We start from the raw sequence: 19,232 nt of genomic DNA on the forward strand, positions 1-19,232 counted from the left end.
CGGCGCACCACCGGCCGACCCCGCCGAGCGCGGCGGTGAAGGAGCGCCCGGGGCCCACCAGCTCGCAGACCCCCACCGCCCGCCGCGGCCGCCCCGCCAGCGCGGCCGGGGCCAGCCCGGCGGTCGACGCGGCCAGCCGCCACTCGGCGGCGGTGCGGCCGCGCGGCGACGGCAGCCGGTGCACGGCGGCGGCGTGGCCGGTGCCGCGCAGCGCGACCTCCAGCAACTGCCGGACGGGGTCGGCGGCGTCCTCGGCCAGCAGGAGGGGGCCGCCGCCCGAGCGCGCCAGCACGTCGGCGGCGCCCGCGGCGAGCCGCCCGAACCACACCCGGTCCCACCGTCCGTCGGGCCGCCACGGCGCGCCGCCCAGGATCTCGTCCGCCGCCGGGTCCCAGGGGCAGGGGTCGTCGGCCTCGCGGGTCTCGACCTCGCGGGGCCGCACCGCGGCGGGCGCCAGCCGCGTCTCCTGCCACCTCCCGCAGTCGTCGATCCTGGTGCCGACCTCGGCGCCGCACGACGCGCACGCCAGGTTGGGCCGGGACCCGATGCCGACGCACCCGTGGTCCGGCGGATCGTCCCGTACCTTCTCGATCACCAGTCGCGCGTTGTGGACGTCGCCGGGGGCGAGGACGAGCGTGCCGCGGGGGTCGGGGATGTCGTCCACGGCGTAGGTGCCGGGCGCCATGCCCGGCGGGATCTCGCCGTGGTCGGGGGCGGTGCCGTGGTCGGGCAGGGGGACGCGCAGGACGGGCGCGGTGAGGCGGGCGCCGCAGGCCGCGCAGTGGAACACGGCCCGCCGCCCGCCCCGCGCCACCGGACGCCCCTCAGCCCTTGACGCAGACGAGCTGCCGCAGGTGCGCGACCACCTCCACCAGGTCGGTCTGCGCCTCGATCACCGACTCCAGGTCCTTGTAGGCGGCGGGGATCTCGTCGAGGACGCCGCCGTCCTTGCGGCACTCCACGCCCTCGGTCTGCGCCACCAGGTCGTCGACGGTGAACGTCTTGCGGGCCTTGTTGCGGCTCATCCGGCGTCCGGCGCCGTGCGAGGCGGAGTTGAACGCCGCCGGGTTTCCCAGGCCGCGCACGATGTAGGTGCCGGTGGCCATCGACCCGGGGATGATGCCCAGGTCGCCCTTGCCGGCGCGGATCGCGCCCTTGCGGGTGACCAGCAGCTCCACCCCGTCGTAGACCTCCTCGGCCACGTAGTTGTGGTGGCAGGAGATCACCTCGCCCCAGCGGCAGCGCTGCTCGCCGAAGGTGCGGGTCATCACGTCCTGCGCCAGGGCGAGCATGACGGCCCGGTTGCGGCGCGCGTACTCCTGCGCCCAGAACAGGTCGCGCCGGTACTCCTCCATCTTGCGGGTGCCGGCGAGGAACACCGCCAGGTCGCGGTCGGGCAGGTCCTGGTTGTGCGGCAGCCTGCGGGCGGCCTCGATGTGGTGCTCGGCCAGCTCCTTGCCGATGTTGCGGGAACCGGAGTGCAGCACGATCCACACCGCGCCGCCGTCGTCCGCGCACACCTCCAGGAAGTGGTTGCCCGACCCGAGGGTGCCCATCTGGCCGCGGGCCCGGCCGAGCCGGCCGCGCACCGCCGGGTGCAGCTCCTCGAAGCCCTTCCAGAAGTCGTACCAGCCGCGTTCCTTCAGGCCGGGCAGCGCCGACGGGTCCACCGGCGTCTTGTGCGCGCGGTGGCCGACCGGGATCGCCTTCTCCAGGCGCGAGCGCAGCCGCCCGAGGTCGTCGGGCAGGTCCTCGACGGTCAGGGACGACTTCACCGCGGTCATGCCGCAGCCGATGTCCACGCCGACCGCGGCCGGGGACACCGCGTCGCGCATCGCGATGACCGAGCCGACGGTCGCGCCCTTGCCGTAGTGCACGTCGGGCATGACCGCCAGGCCCTCCACCCACGGCAGGGCGGACACGTTGCGCAGCTGGTCGAGGGCGACGTCCTCGACGGTGGCCGGGTCCGTCCAGATGCGGATCGGAACGCGGCCGCCCTTGAGCGTCTGGTACGGCATCACCTGCTCCTCTCCACGATCGACGGCGATCCGAACCGGGATCTATGACGCCAGACCGCGAAGCGGCGGTTCAAACCAATTTCCACGGATCCGCCGGGCCGGCCGGGGAAGGATCACCCGCCGGGGACGCGGCGGCCGTCGGCGACGCGCTGGGTGAGGCCCTGGCCGTCCAGGTGCTCCAGCAGCGCCACGGCCACGCGGCGGTCGGTGCCCAGGGCCTGCGCGGCCCGGCCGACGCTGAACGGCTGCGGCAGCGCGCCGAGGATCCGCAGCGCCTCCCGGTCGGCCCCGGACGGCAGGACGACGTCGCCGCCCAGCCGCAGGATCGCGCCCGCCTGCTCGGCGGCGTCCAGCACCGGCGGGGTCAGGCCGAGCTCGGCCAGCCGTCCGGGCAGGGGCGCGCAGAACGGCGCGGACCGCAGCTCCTCGCGCAGCCGCCCCACCGCGACGACGACGTGCGGCGGCGGGCCCTGGTCGGGGCCGTGCACCCGGTCGCCGGCCAGCCGCACCGGAGGCCGCACCAGCGCCTCGACCAGGCGGCACGAGGGCAGGCCGAGCCGCAGCCGGGCACGTTCCAGCAGCAGGCCGGGCGCCATCGGCCGGGACGCGGCGCGCTCGGCGACGAGGCCGGCCAGGCGGTGGTAGAGCGCCTCCCAGTGGCCGGGGTCGGCGAGCCAGCCGCCGACCCGCACGGCGCCGGCGGGCGGCGCGCAGCCCATTCCGGCCAGTTCCGCGGCGTGCAGCACGCCGTGGCGGCGCAGCATCACCTCGCCGTCGGGGCGGTCCGGCCAGGACGCCAGCTCCCGGGCGCGGGCGGCGGTGTCGCCGCGCCGCACCAGCGTCGGAGGCCGCACGTCCAGCACGCTCACCCGGGCGACGGCGCGGCGCGCCGGGTCGCGCAGCACGGCGACGTCGCCGACGTGCAGCGGCAGCCGCGTGTTGAGGGTCAGGCGGGCGGTGTCGGGGCCCAGCGGCCGCAGCGCCACGGGCACGGCCGCCGCGCCGATGTGCAGGGTCATGCGCCGGGCCAGCCGCCCCGACGCCTCGCCGAACCCGGTGCGCACGTCGATGCAGCCGGTGGCGGTCCACCGGTGCGGGGTGACCAGGGCCATGCCGCGGGCGACCCGGGCGGGGGCGACGCCGTCCAGCTCCACCGCCACGCGCGTCGCGCCGTGCGCCCGCGTGCACGGCTCCCCGCCCGCCTCGAGGGACCGCACCCGCACCCGCGTCCCGGCGGGCATGAGCAGCAGCTCGTCGCCCGCGTCGATCGTCCCGGCGGCCAGCGTGCCGTGGACGAGGGCGCCGCCGCCCGGGCCGCGCCCGACGTGGTCGGCCCACAGCCGGACGGGCGCCGCCAGGTCGGGCACCGGCAGCCGCCCGGCCAGGCGGTCCAGCGCCGCGGTCAGCTCCGCGATGCCGGCGCCGGTGCGGGCGCTGACGGTGACGCTCTCGGCGCCGCGCAGGCCGGTGCGGGCGAGCCGTTCGCGCGCCTGGCGCAGCGCCAGCCGGGGGTCGGCGCGGTCGGAGCGGGTCACCACCAGCACGCCGTTGCGCACGCCGAGGGCGTCGATGGCAGCCAGGTGCTCCTCCGACTGCGGCATCCACCCCTCGTCGGCCGCCACCGCGAGCACCACCGCCGGGACGGGGCCCGCGCCCGCGAGCATGGTGGCGACGGCCCGTTCGTGCCCCGGGACGTCCACGAACGCCAGCCGGCGGCCCGACGGCAGCGTCGTCAGGGCGAACTCCAGCCCCGGGGAGGAGGCGCCGTTGCGGCCGGCACCGCCGCCGGAATCCGCGCCGGGGTCGGCCGGCTCGTCCCGCCCGGCCGGCGGCAGCCCGGTCAGGGCGCGCACGAGCGTGGACTTGCCGTGGCCGGCGTGCCCGGCGGTCGCGACGACCTGCATCAGCGCCCTTTCCGGGGACCGGGCGCGACGGCGCGCCGCGGGCGGGCGGACCGGCGCCCGGAGACGGACCGGCGGCCGCCGGGCGGGCGGCGGGCGGGCCGTTCGCGGAGAGGCCGATCGCGATGGCCGCGGACGCGGAGGACGGGGATACGAAGGACATTTGGCCGGGGGTCCACGTTGAGCAACCCTATGGACGCCGGGGGCCGTCGCGAAAGCCGAACGGGCCCACAGTATGAGATCACAATTCCTGTTCCGGATGGGCGGCACCAGAGTGGAGCATGACGGGGCGGGAAGCAGCAGAACGGGAGGTGAGACCTCCTTCCGGGAACCGCGCCCGGAAATCGGCGGAACGGCCGTAAGGGGGCGAACCGAACATGCGTCCCGGACATGCACCCGAACCATGACCTTGAACCATGATCTTGAACCATGACCTTGAACAATGGCGGCCGGAACGGCGGGGAGGCAGGCAGCGCCCGGAAAGGTCAGGAAAACCGCCCGTGACCCGCTCTGCGCGCGATACGGTGTCGATCAGTCCGCATCGGCCCGTCAGGAGCCGGGCGCACGGCGGTCGCGTCCGGCCGGGTCGACGAGTTCGGCGAGCCGCCGGCGCTCCTCCTCCGACCACGAGGCGAGCGCCTCGTGCATCCAGCGGCGCCCCACCGCCCGCAGGCGCTCGACCGCGTCGCGTCCCTCGGCGCGCAGCCGGACCGGCTGGGCGCGCCGGTCGCGGGCGTCGGGCACCCGCTCGACGTAGCCGGCCTTCTCCAGGCGCCGCACGAGGCGGGACACGTGCGGGGCCTCGACGGCCAGGCGGGCGGCCGGCTCACCGGGCCGCATCGGCCCGCCGGTGTCGGCCAGCAGCCGCAGCAGCGGCACGGCGGCGCGGTCCACCGGCACCCCGGCGGCCGCGACCGTCCGGTCGTGCAGGCGGTGCCGCGCGAGCATGTGCGCCACCCGGCTCAGCGCCTGCTCGATCTCCACGATGTCGTCGGGTACGGCGTCGGGTACGGCGTCGGGTAGACCGCCGGGTACGGCGTCGGGCACAGCGCCGGACGCGTCGCCGCCGGACGCGTCGCCGCCGGACACGGCGCGGGCGGGCACGTCACCGGTGGGACCGACCTGCTGCGGGGGAGACATGTGATTCACCTTACAGTGTAATTACTTAATTTCATGAACTAAGTACAATTTCGGATTTGTCCATCTTCCCCCCGAACCCGGCCCGGCACGCGGGCCCAGGAGGTTGTTGCTGCATGCCCGGCGTCGCCACGCCAGCCACCGACCTGACCGAGCGCGCCCCCGCGGCGCCGCGCACCGGACCGGCGCTGCTGGCGCTGTCCGCGGCGGGACTGGTGGTGTCGGTGCAGCAGACCCTGGTCATCCCCGTGCTGCCCCAGCTGATGCGCCTGTTCGACGCCTCGGTCAGCGCGGTGACCTGGGTGTTCACCGCGTCCCTGCTGGCCGGTGCGGTGGCCACGCCGGTGCTGTCGCGGCTCGGCGACATGTACGGCAAGAAGCGCATGGTCATGCTGGCGATGGGGCTGCTGCTGGCCGGGTCGGTGGTGTGCGCGCTGTCCGGCTCGCTCGGCGTGCTGGTCGCCGGGCGCACCCTGCAGGGCACCTCGGCGGCGCTGATCCCGCTGGCCATCGGCATGATCCGGGACACCTTCCCGGCCGAGCGGATCACCACCGCGATCGGCGTGGTCAGCGCCACCATGGGCGTGGGCGGCACCGCCGGCATGATCGTCACCGGACTGATCGCGGACCGGGCCGAGGGGCACCAGCCGATCTTCTGGGTGGCCGCGGGACTGGCCGCGGCCGGGCTGGCGCTGGTGCGCCTGTGCGCGCCCGACAACGGCGCCCGCGTGGGCGGCCGCCCCGACCTGCCCGGCGCGGCCGTGCTGGCGGCGTGGCTGCTGTGCCTGCTGCTGGGCGTCAGCCAGGGCAACCGGTGGGGCTGGACGTCGGCCGGCGTGCTGGCGCTGTTCGGCGGCGCCGCCGTGCTGTGCGCGGTGTGGGTGGCGATCGAGCTGCGGGTGCGCGAGCCGCTGGTGCGCCTGGCACTGCTGGTCGGCCCGAAGTCGCTGTCGGCGAACCTGGCCTCGGCGCTGCTGGGCTTCTCGATGTTCGCCACGTTCACCCTCATCGCGGGCCTGGTGCAGGCGCGCCGGGACGAGGTCGGCTACGGACTGGACGGCTCGGTGCTGGACGTGGGCCTGTACATGCTGCCCAACACCGTCACCATGCTGGTGCTGTCGACGCTGTCGGGGCGCATCGCCGCCCGCATCGGGCCCGCCTACACCCTGGCCGTCGGGTCGGCGTTCGTGGCCGTCAGCTACCTGTGGCTGGCGGTGTCCATCTCCCACGCCTACGACATGCTGGCGTTCAGCACCATCCAGGGCGTCGGGTTCGGCATCGCCTACGCGGCGCTGGGCACGCTGGCGGTGCGGCACGTGCCGATGGACCAGAGCGGCATCGCCAGCGGCATCAACTCGCTGGTGCGCACGACGGGCGGCAGCGTCGCGGGCGCCGTCACCGCCGCCGTGCTCAGCGCGCACACCATCGCGGGCACGTCCGTGCCGTCGCAGGGGGCCTACCAGCTGTGCTTCGCCATCGTGGCCGCGGGTGGCCTGCTGGCGGCGGTCGTCGCGGCGGGGCACGGCCTGCGCCACGGCTGACCGCGGTCGGCCGCGGCCGGGCCGGACGCGGCTCCGGTGGCCGCACGGTGAAACGCCCGTGCGGGACTTGACGAACGACGCCGCGGGCATGCCCTATAGGGGTGCGCCCCGAATCGCGAATTGGGGCGGGGGACCCGACCCGGAGGACGACATGGGCGCCTACGTGGCCGCGTACGAACGCAGCATCACCGACCCGACCCGGTTCTGGGGGCTGGCGGCCCGCGACATCCGCTGGCTGGTCCCGCCGGACCGGGTGCTGGACGACGGGGCGGCGCCGTTCTACCGGTGGTTCACCGGGGGCGAGCTCAACACCTGCGACAACGCCTTGGACCGGCACGTGGAGGAGGGCCGCGGCGACCAGGCCGCCCTCATCTACGACAGCCCCGTCACCGGCACCGTGCGCACCTACACCTACCGGGAGCTGACCGACCTGGTGGCGCGGTTCGCCGGGGCGCTGCGCGCGCAGGGCGTCGACCGCGGCGACCGGGTGGTGATCTACCTGCCGATGATCCCCGAGGCGGTGATCGCCATGCTGGCGTGCGCCCGGCTGGGCGCGGTGCACTCGGTGGTGTTCGGCGGGTTCGCCGCCCGCGAGCTGGCGGCGCGCATCGACCACGCCCGGCCCAAGGCCGTGGTGTCGGCGTCGTGCGGCATCGAGGGCAGCCGCCTGGTGGCGTACAAGCCGCTGCTGGACGAGGCCCTCGAGCTGGCCGCGCACAAGGTCGAGCGCTGCGTGATCCGGCAGCGCCCGCAGCTGCACGCCGACCTGGTGCGCCCGCGCGACGTGGAGTGGGACGAGGCGGTCGCGCAGGCCGAGCCGGCCGAGTGCGTCCCGGTGGCCTCCACCGACCCGCTGTACATCCTCTACACCTCCGGCACGACGGGCCGCCCCAAGGGCGTGGTCCGCGACAACGGCGGGCACGCGGTCGCGCTGCGCTGGTCGATGGAGAACATCTACGGCGTGGGGCCCGGCGACGTGTTCTGGGCGGCCTCGGACGTCGGCTGGGTCGTCGGGCACTCCTACATCGTGTACGCGCCGCTGCTGACCGGGTGCACGACCGTCCTGTACGAGGGCAAGCCGGTCGGCACGCCGGACGCGGGCGCGTTCTGGCGGGTGGCGTCGCAGCACCGGGTCAAGGTGCTGTTCACCGCGCCGACCGCGATCCGGGCGGTGAAGAAGGAGGACCCGCGCGGCGAGCTGCTCGCCGCCTACGACCTGTCGCGCCTGGAGGCGCTGTTCCTGGCGGGCGAGCGGCTGGACGCCGACACCTACCGGTGGGCGGCCGACCTGCTGCGCCGCCCCGTGATCGACCACTGGTGGCAGACCGAGACCGGGTGGCCGATGGCGGCGAACCCGCGCGGCCTGGAGCCCCTGCCGGTCAAGCCGGGGTCGCCGTCGGTGCCCGTCCCCGGGTACGACGTGCGGGTGCTGAGGTCCGACGGCACCCCCGCCCCGCCCGGCGTGGACGGCGACATCGTCGTGCGGCTGCCGCTTCCGCCGGGCACGCTGCCGACGCTGTGGCAGGACGACGCGCGGTTCGTCGAGTCGTACCTGACCCGCCACCCCGGCCACTACCTCACCGGCGACGGCGGCCACCTCGACGAGGACGGCTACGTGTGGGTGATGGGCCGCACCGACGACGTCATCAACGTGGCCGGGCACCGGCTGTCGACGGGCGCGATGGAGGAGGTGATCGCCGCGCATCCGGCGGTGGCCGAGTGCGCGGTCATCGGCGTCCAGGACGCGGTGAAGGGGCAGGTGCCGCGGGCGCTGGTGGTGCCGGCGAGCGGCGCGGACGTCGATCCCGCGGTGCTGCGCGAGGAGGTGGTGCGGATGGTGCGCGAGCAGGTCGGCCCCGTCGCGGCGCTGAAGGAGGTCGCGGTGGTGCGGGCGCTGCCCAAGACCCGCTCGGGCAAGATCCTGCGCGCCGCGATGCGCGGCATCGCCGACGGCCGGGAGGTCGCGGTGCCGTCGACGATCGAGGACCCGGCGGTGCTGGACGACCTGCGCACCGTGCTGCGGCCGGACCCCGCGTCGTAGGGCGCCGCATGTCGTGAAGGCGCCGTGTCGCGAAGGCGCCGCCGGTCACGGGACGGCGGCGGTGCTGGGCTCGCGGTCGCCGCCCTGGCCCGCCAAGCGGCTCAGCGTCCGGGCGAAGGCGAACATGGCCGCGCCCGCCGCGACGGTCACCGCGCCCAGCAGCAGGAAGTACCGCACCCCGCCCACGACGTCCTGCAGCCGGGCGACCTGCCCGCCGAGCGCGTCGCCGCACGCCACCGCCAGGAACCACACGCCCAGCAGCTGGCCGGCGAACGCGCGGGGCGCCAGCTTGACGGTGACCGACAGCCCGACCGGCGACAGCGCCAGCTCCCCCACGGTCTGCAGCAGGTAGACGGCGACCAGCCACAGCAGCGACACCCGGGCGCCGCCGGCCGCCGCGTGCGCCGCCGCGGACATCACCGCGAACGACAGCCCGCACATCACCAGCCCGAAGGCGAACTTCTGCGGGATGCTCACCCGGTCGCCCAGGCGCAGCCACAGCCAGGCGAAGAACCCGGACAGGCAGATGATCATGATGGGGTTGATGTTCTGCGTCCAGCTCGCGGGCATCCGCCGGCCGAACACGGTCAGGTCCACGCTGCGCGCGGCGAAGATGTTGAGCGGCCCGGCCGCCTGGTCGTAGATCATCCAGAACAGCGCGGCGGCGGCGAACAGCCACACGTAGGCGCGCAGCCGCCTCCGCTCCTCGGCGGTCACCTCGCGGCTGCGGAACAGGTAGGCGAAGTAGGCCACCGGGACGGCCACGGCCAGCACGGTCAGCGCCACGGTGACGTCGTCGACCGTGATCCCGTCGAGCAGGACGGCGGCGTCGGCCATGTATATCGCCGCCGCCGCGGCCTCGGCGACCGCCGCCCGCGCGAGCCGGCGGCGCTCGTCCGGGGTCAGCCGGTGCCCGGGCCGGTCGCCGACGCCGCGCAGGTGCCGGGTGCCGAGCACGTACTGGGTCAGGCCGAGCGCCATGCCCGCGGCCGCCGCGCCGAACCCCAGGTGCCAGTTGACGTTCTCGCCGAGGTAGCCGACGACGAACGGGGCCAGCGCGCCGATGTTGACGCCCAGGTAGAACAGCGAGAACGCCGAGTCGCGGCGCGCGTCGTCCTCCCGGGCGTACAGCCGGCCGACCATCGTGGAGATGTTCGGCTTGAGCAGCCCCGACCCCAGGATGATCAGTGCCAGGCCCAGGTAGACCGGCCCGGGCCCGGCCGGCACCGCCATCGCCACGTGCCCGCACATGATGACCGCGCAGCCCGCCAGCACGGTGCGGCGCGCGCCCAGGAGCCGGTCGGCCACCCAGCCGCCGGGCAGGGCGGCGAAGTAGACCATCGCCATGTAGACGCCCAGCAGCGCCTTGGCGGTGCCCTCGGCCAGGCCCAGGCCCGACTGGGACGGCGGGGCGATCAGGAACAGCACCAGGATCCCGCGCATCCCGTAGAAGCTGAACCGCTCCCACATCTCGGTGAAGAAGAGCGTGGCCAGCCCCCAGGGGTGCCCGAAGAACGTGCGCCCGGACGGCGCGCGCGCCGGAGTCGTCGCCATGCGCTCCCCCCGAGATCCGCCGTGGCGCGGACACGTGCCGGACCGCGTTCCTACCCGCGTGATCAGCGGCCGAACGGGCCGCGGCGGGATCGGCGGACGCCGCGTGATCAGCGGACGACCGGACCGGGGGTCAGCGGACGACGAGGGTGTGGGCGCGGCGTTCGACGAGCTCGCCGATGACGACCGCGCCGGGGATCTCGCCGGCGATCAGCAGGCCGCCGGAGGTCTGCGCGTCGGCCAGCAGCAGCCGGCGCTCCTCGGCGAGGCGGCCGAAGTCGGCGTGCGGGGACACCCACGCCAGGTTGCGGCGGGTGCCGCCGGGCACGAACCCGTCGCGGACGCACTCGCGCGCCCCGTCCAGGACGGGCACGGCGGCGGCGTCGAGCACGGCGGTGACGCCGCTGGCCCGGGCGAGCTTGTACAGGTGGCCGAGCAGCCCGAAGCCGGTGACGTCGGTGGCGCAGCGCACGCCCGCGGCCAGCGCCAGCCGGGCGGCCTCGGCGTTCAGGGCCGCCATCGTCTCCACGGCGTGCGGGAACCTCTCGCCGGTGGCGCGGTGCCGGGCGGTGAGCGCGCCGGTGCCGATCGGCTTGGTCAGCGACAGCGGCAGGCCGGGCCGCCCGTCGGCCAGCCGCAGCAGCCTGCCGGGGTCCGCGGTGCCGGTCACCGCCAGGCCGTACTTGGGTTCGGGGTCGTCGACGCTGTGCCCGCCGGCGACCGGGCAGCCCGCGCGGGCGGCGACGTCGCGGCCGCCGCGCAGCACCTCCCGGGCCAGGTCCGCGGGCAGCACGTCGCGCGGCCAGCCGAGCAGGTTGAGCGCCATGACGGGCTCGCCGCCCACGGCGTACACGTCCGACAGGGCGTTGGCCGCGGCGATCCGGCCCCAGTCGTAGGGGTCGTCCACGACGGGCGGCACCACGTCCACGGTGGACGCCACCGCGCGGGTGCCGTCGAGCCGCAGCACGGCCGCGTCGTCGCCGTCGGCGGCGCCGAGCAGCAGGGCGCCGTCGCCAGCCGGCCCGGTCAGTCCGCGGATCAGTCCTTCCAGCTCGCCGGGCGGCAGTTTGCCCGCGCCGCCACCGCGGGCGTACTGGGTCAGGCGCACAGCGGGGGAGGTCACAGCGGGATTTAACCGACCACACGCGAAATGATCAAGCAAACGGAGCGTATGGGTGCGGTCACCGACATGCCTCACCAATACCCCATCGGGCGTGAAACCCGGATAACAATCGCGAAACCCACCACGTTTCACCGTGCCGGCGCGAGCCGCCGCAGGCCGCTGATCTCGCGCGACGGCGTCCCGCAGGGTACGGTCGCGGCTATGGGGCGGATCACCGTACGCAAACCGGTCCTGCGGCTGAGCACCGCGGGGGTGCGGGGACGGCGGCCCGACACCCTCGCCGTCGAGGAGCCCCTGGAGATCCGCGTCGCCGGCCGCCCGCTCACCATCACCATGCGCACCCCCGGCGACGACTTCGACCTGGTCGCCGGGTTCCTGGCCGCCGAGGGCGTCATCGCGCGGGCCGACGACCTGGTGGCCCTGCGCTACTGCGCCGACACCGCCGAGCAGAACACCCTGGACGTGGTGCTGGCGGACCACGTGCCCCCGCCCGCCCCGGGCATGGCCCGCGCGTTCGCCACCACCAGCGCCTGCGGCGTGTGCGGCAAGTCCAGCATCGAGGCGCTGCGCGTGGAGCGCCGCTACGACATCGCCGCCGATCCCGTCGAGCTGACGCCCGAGATGCTGGCGCGGCTGCCCGAGCGGCTGCGGCGGGCGCAGCGGGTGTTCGACCGCACCGGCGGCCTGCACGCGGCCGCGCTGTTCGACGCGTCCGGCGAACCGCTGGCCGTGCGCGAGGACGTGGGCCGGCACAACGCCGTCGACAAGGTCGTCGGCTGGGCGCTGCGGGCCGGCCTGCTGCCGCTGACCGGCCGGATCCTGATGGTCAGCGGCCGGGCCTCCTTCGAGCTCACCCAGAAGGCGGCGCAGGCCGGGATCCCGGTGCTGGCGGCGGTGTCGGCGCCGTCGTCGCTCGCGGTGGACCTGGCCGAGGACGCCGGCATGACCCTGGTCGGGTTCCTGCGCGGCGAGACCATGAACGTCTACACCGGCGCCCACCGCGTCACCTCCTGACCCGCACGGTTTCTGTCACCCGGGTGCCAACCCCGGGCCCGGTTTTTGTGGCCTGGCTGCGCAGACCCCGCTCCCGGCGCGCGGTTCACTTCTGTGACCACCGAACCGGCTTCGGTCGTGCCCGAGGAGAGAGCGATGACGGACGTCGACGAACGGCATCCCGTGATAAAGCCGCGCCGGGTGTCGTTCGACTGGTCGGACACCCCGCTCCACTGGATCCCCGGCGACCCGGTGGCCACGCACATCATCAACTCCTTCCACATCGTCCTGCCCGAGGGCGAGAAGTGGTTCATCCAGTGCGTCCGGGACGCCCGCCCGCACATCACCGACGAGCGGCTGCTGGAGGAGATCAAGGGGTTCATCGGACAGGAGATGGTGCACGCCCGCTCCCACCAGGGCGTGCTGGACCGGGTGCTGGCGGCCAACGGCATCGACGTCAGCCCGATCACCGAGCAGGCCGCGCGCGGCAACGCCGAGCGGCCCGCGCGGATGGCCGAGCTGAAGAAGCGCTCGCCCCGGGCGTGGCGGCGGCGGCTGCGCTTCGAGCTCGCCGCGGTCGCCGCGATCGAGCACTACACCGCCGTGCTCGGCCAGTGGATCATGGACAACCGGCGGCTGGACGCCGACGGCGCCGACCCGACCATGCTGGACCTGCTGCGCTGGCACGGCGCCGAGGAGGTCGAGCACCGCTCGGTGGTGTTCGACGTGTACCGGGCGATGGGCGGGCGCTACCCGATGCGCGTCGCGGCCTGGGCGGTGTCGCTGCTGTTCCTGTACTGGGCGCTGATCGGCGGGGCGGTCTACCTGCTCAAGCGGGACCCGAACGTGCGCGGCCCGGTGACGCTGCCGCGCCTCTACCGCGCCTACCGGCGGTCGGTCCGCAAGGGCCACGTGCCCGGCGTCTTCCGGCTGCTGATCGGGGAGGCGCCGGTGTACCTGCGGCCGTCGCACCACCCCTCGCAGATCTGCTCGACGCTGCGGGCCCTGGAGTACCTCAGGCGCTCCCCCGCCGCGCAGGCGGCGGGCCAGGCCCCGTCCTGACCCCGTGGCCGCGGCGCCCGGACCGCTTCCCCGGCGGGGAATCTCCCCCCGCGCGGCGGCATGCCGTACATTTTCGACGTGGCGTCCGTCGGCGTGCGGACGCCGGTCCGACCCCCACCCGCCGCACGCGCGCCGGCGCGCCGACGGAAAGGCGTCCGCATGACGGTGAACGAGATCCGCCCCGCCGCCCCGGTGCAGCCTGCCCTGGCGGAGACCGCCCCGGCGCGGCCCGATCCGGCGCGCCCCGATCCGGCGCGCCCCGATCCGGCGGAGAGCGCCCCGGCACAGGTCGGCGCGGCACAGGCCGGCGCGGCCGGGACCGGCCCCGGCAAGCCGATGGCCGCGGCCGGGCGCGCGGCCAAGAGGCGGCGGCGCGTGCGCGGCGACGGCGTCGACCTGGCCGTGTACGAGCAGGGCGACCCGTCCCGGCCGACCGTGCTGCTCATGCACGGCTACCCCGACACCCACGCGGTGTGGGACGAGGTGGCCGAACGCCTCGCCGACCGCTTCCACGTCGTGCGCTACGACGTACGCGGCGCGGGCGCCTCGTCGCGGCCGCGCGGGCGCAGGCGGTACACCCTGGACTACCTGATCTCCGACCTGGAGGCGGTGCTGGACGCCACCGCGCCGGACAAGAAGGTGCACCTGGCCGGGCACGACTGGGGGTCCATCCAGGGGTGGGAGGCGGTGTGCACCGTCCCGCAGCGGTTCGCCTCGTTCACCTCGATCTCCGGCCCGTGCCTGGACCACGTGGCGCACTGGATGCGCCGCAGGCTGCGGCGTCCGACCCCGCGCAACCTGCGGCAGGCGGCCGGGCAGGCGCTGCGGTCCTGGTACATCTACGCGTTCCAGACGCCGCTGCTGCCCGAGGTGCTGTGGCGCGCCGGGGCCGCCCGCGTGTTCGCCCGCGCCCTGGAGGCGGGCGAGGGCGTGCCGCCCCGTCCCGGGCACCCGGCGCGGACGCTGCCGCGCGACGGCGCCGTCGGCGTCCGGCTGTACCGGGCCAACATGCGCCAGCGCCTGCGCAGGCCGCGGGAGCGGCGCACGGACGTGCCGACGCAGGTGATCGTGCCCACCCGCGACCTGTTCGTCTCCCCGCACCTGGTGGCCGGCCTGGCCGGGCGCGCACCCGACCTGTCGCTGCGGACGGTCGACGCCGGGCACTGGGTGCCGCGCAGCCGCCCCGAGCTGGTCGCCGAGTGGATCGCCGAGCACATCGGCGCGGGCTGAGCGAGCACACCGGCGGGAGCCGAGCCGACCCTGAGTCGGCCTGAAGTCGGCAGGGTTTACCCGCGAGGGGTTTTCCGGCGGCCCCGGACATGCGAACTTGTGAACACGACATCAGGCCGACGCCCCCTCGGCAGGTGGGCCCTACCGGCGCCGGAGTGTGTGACATGCGAATCCGCGACATCCTGCGTAGGAAAGGCGACGCGGTGACCACGGTGCGACCCGAGGCCACCGTCCGGGACCTGCTGGCCACCCTGGCCCAGCACAACATCGGCGCGGCGGTGGTCTCGCCGGACGGCGCGGCGATCGCCGGGATCGTCTCCGAGCGGGACGTGGTGCGCCGCCTGCACGAGCAGGGCGCCGCACTGCTCGGCCGCCCCGTCGCCGAGATCATGACCGCGGAGGTGCGCACCTGCCCGCCCGACGCCGACGTGGACGAGCTGCGGCGCACGATGACCGAGCACCGCATCCGGCACCTGCCCGTCACCGACGGCGGGCGGCTGGTCGGGATCGTCAGCATCGGCGACGTGGTCAAAAGCAGCATCGACGAGCTGGAGAGCGAACGCGAGTACCTCGTCGGGTACATCCAGCGCGCGCCCTGACGCGCGTCCCGCGACACGCCACCGCCCGCGCGCGACGCCTCCGGTGACGTCTCCCGCGGCGCCTCCCGGGACGTCCGCGCGGCATCACACGTAGGCGGGCAGCGACGGCCGGACGGCGGGCGCCGCGTCCACCTCCGCCTGCGCCTGCGCCAGCCGGTCCACCGCGACGCGCAGCGTCTCGGGCGGCAGGACGTACGGCAGGCGCAGCCGGTCCTCCAGCACGCCGTCCTCGCCGAACACCGGGCCGGGCACCACCCGCACGCCCAGCCGCAGCGCCGCGTCGGCGATCTGCGTGGCGACCGGCGCCTCCAGCCGCGGCCACAGCGACATGCCGCCCTCGGGCAGGGTGAAGGTCCAGCCGGGCAGCCGCTCGCGCAGCGCGGCGGCCAGCGCGTCGCGGCCGCGCAGCAGCGCCGCGGCGCGTTCGGCCCGCACCTCCTCCAGCCGCAGCAGCAGCTCCCGCACGATCAGCTGCTCGAGCACCGGGCTGGCGATGTCGGTGGCCTCGCGTGACAGGACCAGCCGGCGCGCCAGCGGCGCGGACGCCCGGATCCAGCCGATGCGCAGCCCGCCCCACAGCAGCTTGGACGCCGACCCGACGCTCACCACCCGGCCGCCGGTGTCGAACGCCGCCAGCGGCGGCGGCACGGGGGCGGTCAGGTCGTGCGCCAGGCCCGCGAACGTCTCGTCGGCGATGAGCACGGCGTCGGCGCGGCGGGCGGCCTCCACCAGCGCCTCCCGGTCGGACGCGGGCATCAGCAGGCCGGTCGGGTTGTGGAACTCGGGGACGGTGTAGACGGTGCGCACGGCCGTCTGCCGCATGGTGGCGGCGATCAGCTCGACGTCCCAGCCGTCGGCGACGCCGACCGGCACCAGCCGGGCGCCGCGGCGGCGCAGCGCGCCCAGCGCGTGCGGGTAGGTGGGCCGCTCCACCAGCACCGGGTCGCCCGCCTGCACCATCAGCTGGGTCAGCAGCGTCAGGGCGTGCTGCGCGCCGGTGGTGACGACGATCTGGTCGGCGCGGGTGGGCAGCCCGCGCGCGGTGTAGCCGTCGGCGATCACCTCGCGCAGCTCGGGCAGCCCGGCGGGCTGGTATCCGGGTTCGGCGGTGTGCCGGGGCAGCTCGGCCACGGCGGCGTCGACGGCCGCGCCGAAGATCTCAGGTGCCGCGGGGGTGGCGCAGCCCAGGTCGATGAAGCCGGGGCCGGTGGGCGCCGCGGCCATGCCGAACCGCGGGTCGCCCTCGGCGCCGCCGCGCCGGGCGGAGGCGACGGCGGCCATGTTCGTCGTGGGCAGCGCCGTCCAGCTTCCGGCGCCCTGCCTGCTCTCCATGTAGCCGTCGGCGCGGAGCCGGTCGTAGGCGGCCGTCACGGTGGTGCGGCTGACGCCCAGGGCGGCGGCCAGGTCGCGTTCGGCGGGCAGGCGCGTGCGCAGCGCCAGCCGCCCGTCCAGGACCAGGCCGCGCACCGCCCGCGCCAGCGCCAGGTAGTACGGGCGCTCCTGCGGGACGTCGCCGAGCAGCCGGGCCAGCTGCGGACCGCTCACATAGCGGGAGGTCATGGGTCCACTTTTGCATGATTGGCCCTATGTGGGCCAGGCCATTGCCGTCCAAAATGATGGACGTTGTCCAAAAGCCGAGGTAGGAGAGTAGGTGCGAATGGCCCTGATGGCTCGCCGTCTGGTCCAGCTGTACGCGGGATTGGCCTTCTACGGTCTGGGCATCGCCCTGCAGGTGTCGTCGGGGCTCGGCAACGACCCGTGGGACGTGTTCCACCAGGGCCTGGCCCGCCGGTTCGGGCTGTCGTTCGGCGCGTGGATCGTCATCATCGGGGCCCTGGTGATGCTGGCCTGGATCCCGCTGCGGCAGCGGCCGGGGATCGGCACGGTCAGCAACGCGCTGCTCGTCGGGGTGTTCGCCGACGTGTTCCTGTACCTGCTGCCGGACCCGCACGCGGCCGCGGCCCGCTGGGCGTTCCTGGTCGCGGGCATCGCGGTCGGCGGGTTCGCCACCGGCTGCTACATCGGCGCCGGGCTGGGGCCGGGGCCGCGCGACGGGCTGATGACGGGGCTGGCGGCCCGCGGCCACTCGGTCCGCGTCGTGCGCACCTCCATCGAGCTGAGCGTGCTGGCGGCGGGCTGGCTGCTCGGCGGCACGGTCGGTGTCGGCACCCTGCTGTACGCCGTGGCGATCGGCCCCCTGGCGCACGTGTTCATCCCGCTCCTGCAGATCAAGGAGCCTGCGCGGGACGCCGCGCCTGCCGCCGCGGAGCGCACCGGGCCCGAGCCGGAGCCCGCGTCGAGCTGACGTCGGGGACGGCCGGGTCAGGCGAGGAACAGGCGGACGACCTGCTCGGCCGCGGCCGCGAGCAGGCCGGCCGCCCCCTCGGTCAGCTCGGCCAGCGTGCGCGGGCCGTCGGCCAGGCTGAAGGCGGCGGTCAGCCCGAGCGCGTGCAGGTCGTCCAGCGGCCCGGCCACGCTCCCGGCCAGCGCCACGACCGGCACGCCGCGCTCGCGCGCCAGGTCCGCCACGACGGAGACGACCTTGCCGCCCGCGCTCTGGTCGTCCAGCCGCCCCTCCCCCGTGATCACCAGGTCGGCGGTGTCGAGCGCCGCGGGCAGGCCCACCAGGTCGGCCACCAGCTCGGCGCCCCGGGCGGGCGCGGCGTCCAGCACGCCGACCAGGGCGGCCAGCCAGCCGCCCGCCGCCCCGGCGGCCGGCAGGTCGTGCACGCGCCGCCCGGTGCGCTCGGCCAGCACGTCGGCGAACCGCACCAGGGCCGCGTCCAGCTCGGCGACCTGCTCGGGGGTGGCGCCCTTCTGCGGCCCGTACACCGCCGCCGCGCCGCGCGGCCCCACCAGGGGGTTGGTCACGTCGCAGGCGACGCGGAAGCGGGCCTCGCGCACCCCGTCGGCAAGCCCGGAGTCGTCGATCGCGGCGAGCCGGGCCAGCGCCGCGCCGCCGGGCGGCAGCTCGGCGCCGGCGGCGTCGGTGAAGCGCACGCCCAGCGCGCGCAGCAGCCCGGTGCCGCCGTCGGTGCCGCCGCTGCCGCCGATGCACACCAGCACGTCGCGGGCGGCGCGCCGCAGCCCGGCGGCGACCAGCTCGCCGGTGCCGCGGGTGTCGGCGCGCAGCGGGTCCAGCTCGCCGGGGTCCAGCAGCGGCAGCCCGGACGCCGAGGCCAGCTCGACGACGGCGGCGCGTCCGTCCCGCGACAGCGCGTACCGGGCCGCGACGGGGCGTCCCAGCGGGTCGTGCGCGGTCATCCGGACCTCCTGCCAGCCGGCGCCGCGCAGGAAGCAGTCCAGGGTGCCCTCGCCGCCGTCGGCCATCGGCACCGCGACGGCCTCGGCACCGGGAGCCGCCCGCCGCACCCCCTCTTCCACGGCGGCGCACACCTGGGCGGCGCTCAGGCTGCCTTTGAACGAGTCGGGCGCGATGACGATCTGCACGGCCGGCCTCCCTTCTTCCAAGGCACCGACCATACGGGCCCCGCCCGCGCCGGGCATTGGGCGACCTGACGAAGGATCGCCGCCGCGGCTCCCTGCAAACTGTGCAGCGCGCACGACGGGTCAGCCGGTCTCGGCGGCCTCCAGGGCGACGTGCAGGGTGGCGGCGTCGGTGAAGCGGCGGGGGTCGCGGCCGGTGAGGTCGGCGATCCTGGCCAGCCGGTAGGCCAGGGTGTTGCGGTGGACGTTCAGCGTGCGGGCGGCCGCGGCGGCGTCGCGGTCGTGGTCGAGGTAGACGCGCAGGGTGCGGCGCAGGTCATCGGGCAGCGCGCCGAGGACCCGCCCGGCCATCGCGGCGCGCTCGGCCTCGTCCACGCGGGCCAGCAGGACGGGCAGCTCCAGCTCCGCCAGCCGCCGCCGGCCCGTCCAGGGGCGGCGCAGCGCCAGCCGGGCCCGGGTGAGCACGTCGGTGAGCGCGGCCAGGTCGGCGGCGTCGCCGGTGTCCAGCAGGGCCCCGCCGGGCAGCTCCGCCCGCAGCGCCTCCAGCCGGGGCCGCAGCGCGGCCGCCGCGTCGGCCGCCGCCACCACC

15 protein-coding genes and 1 pseudogene are annotated in these 19,232 nt (G+C 75.8%); 7 read left to right on the top strand and 9 right to left on the bottom strand.

Translation table 11 applies throughout. From position 1 onward, the window contains the following. The 4 genes and pseudogenes from ABD879_RS26905 to ABD879_RS26920 all read right to left on the bottom strand — a co-directional run. Positions 1 to 814 (bottom strand): annotated as a pseudogene (locus ABD879_RS26905) (hypothetical protein); the annotation flags it as partial. 10 nt (positions 815 to 824) lie between these two features. Continuing rightward, complete coding sequence (locus ABD879_RS26910) at positions 825 to 2,018, bottom strand: RtcB family protein (protein ID WP_345024424.1); 1,194 nt, start codon at positions 2,016 to 2,018, stop codon at positions 825 to 827. A 113-nt stretch (positions 2,019 to 2,131) separates the two neighbouring features. Further along, a complete protein-coding gene (locus tag ABD879_RS26915) occupies positions 2,132 to 3,922 on the bottom strand; it encodes a SelB domain-containing protein (RefSeq protein ID WP_345024425.1) in 1,791 nt (596 codons plus the stop codon). Between the two features lie 546 nt (positions 3,923 to 4,468). Beyond that, positions 4,469 to 5,059: a MarR family winged helix-turn-helix transcriptional regulator gene (locus tag ABD879_RS26920; protein WP_345024426.1), complete on the bottom strand. Its 591-nt coding sequence runs from the start codon at positions 5,057 to 5,059 to the stop codon at positions 4,469 to 4,471. Positions 5,060 to 5,172: 113 nt separating this feature from the next. Between ABD879_RS26920 and ABD879_RS26925 the strand changes: the two genes are divergently transcribed. Both ABD879_RS26925 and ABD879_RS26930 read left to right on the top strand, forming a co-directional pair. Beyond that, entirely contained in the window at positions 5,173 to 6,597 is a 1,425-nt protein-coding gene (locus ABD879_RS26925; RefSeq protein ID WP_345024427.1) for an MFS transporter, read from the top strand. A gap of 151 nt (positions 6,598 to 6,748) precedes the next feature. After that, the gene (locus tag ABD879_RS26930) at positions 6,749 to 8,638 is read left to right on the top strand and encodes a propionyl-CoA synthetase (RefSeq protein ID WP_345024428.1); all 1,890 of its coding nucleotides are present in this window, start codon (positions 6,749 to 6,751) and stop codon (positions 8,636 to 8,638) included. Between the two features lie 45 nt (positions 8,639 to 8,683). On the opposite strand, the gene ABD879_RS26935 is transcribed toward ABD879_RS26930, so the two are convergent. Continuing rightward, entirely contained in the window at positions 8,684 to 10,192 is a 1,509-nt protein-coding gene (locus ABD879_RS26935; RefSeq protein ID WP_345024429.1) for a peptide MFS transporter, read from the bottom strand. A 130-nt stretch (positions 10,193 to 10,322) separates the two neighbouring features. Continuing rightward, positions 10,323 to 11,312 (bottom strand): selenide, water dikinase SelD, encoded by a 990-nt coding sequence (selD, locus tag ABD879_RS26940; RefSeq protein WP_345024430.1) that lies wholly within the window; start codon positions 11,310 to 11,312, stop codon positions 10,323 to 10,325. Positions 11,313 to 11,513: 201 nt separating this feature from the next. Here selD and fdhD point away from each other — a divergent pair, with 201 nt between their 5' ends. From fdhD to ABD879_RS26960, 4 genes are all read left to right on the top strand, one after another. Beyond that, positions 11,514 to 12,326, top strand: coding sequence for a formate dehydrogenase accessory sulfurtransferase FdhD (gene fdhD, locus ABD879_RS26945; protein WP_345024431.1), 813 nt, complete (start codon positions 11,514 to 11,516; stop codon positions 12,324 to 12,326). Between the two features lie 135 nt (positions 12,327 to 12,461). Beyond that, positions 12,462 to 13,367: a metal-dependent hydrolase gene (locus tag ABD879_RS26950; protein ID WP_345024432.1), complete on the top strand. Its 906-nt coding sequence runs from the start codon at positions 12,462 to 12,464 to the stop codon at positions 13,365 to 13,367. Positions 13,368 to 13,526: 159 nt separating this feature from the next. Further along, entirely contained in the window at positions 13,527 to 14,597 is a 1,071-nt protein-coding gene (locus ABD879_RS26955) for an alpha/beta fold hydrolase (RefSeq protein ID WP_345024433.1), read from the top strand. Positions 14,598 to 14,761: 164 nt separating this feature from the next. Continuing rightward, positions 14,762 to 15,196 (top strand): CBS domain-containing protein, encoded by a 435-nt coding sequence (locus tag ABD879_RS26960; RefSeq protein WP_345024434.1) that lies wholly within the window; start codon positions 14,762 to 14,764, stop codon positions 15,194 to 15,196. Between the two features lie 84 nt (positions 15,197 to 15,280). Here ABD879_RS26960 and yczR read toward each other — a convergent pair whose 3' ends face one another. Beyond that, positions 15,281 to 16,756: a MocR-like transcription factor YczR gene (gene yczR, locus ABD879_RS26965; protein WP_345024435.1), complete on the bottom strand. Its 1,476-nt coding sequence runs from the start codon at positions 16,754 to 16,756 to the stop codon at positions 15,281 to 15,283. Between the two features lie 97 nt (positions 16,757 to 16,853). Between yczR and yczE the strand changes: the two genes are divergently transcribed. After that, entirely contained in the window at positions 16,854 to 17,501 is a 648-nt protein-coding gene (yczE, locus tag ABD879_RS26970) for a membrane protein YczE (protein ID WP_345024439.1), read from the top strand. 17 nt (positions 17,502 to 17,518) lie between these two features. Here yczE and ABD879_RS26975 read toward each other — a convergent pair whose 3' ends face one another. Next, positions 17,519 to 18,646, bottom strand: a complete 1,128-nt coding sequence (locus tag ABD879_RS26975; protein ID WP_345024436.1) for a glycerate kinase — start codon at positions 18,644 to 18,646, stop codon at positions 17,519 to 17,521. A gap of 120 nt (positions 18,647 to 18,766) precedes the next feature. Further along, positions 18,767 to 19,232 (bottom strand): helix-turn-helix domain-containing protein (locus ABD879_RS26980; protein WP_345024437.1); only part of this gene is annotated, 466 nt, incomplete at its 5' end.

This window comes from Actinomadura keratinilytica, from assembly GCF_039539665.1.
Taxonomy (GTDB): Bacteria; Actinomycetota; Actinomycetes; order Streptosporangiales; family Streptosporangiaceae; genus Spirillospora; species Spirillospora keratinilytica.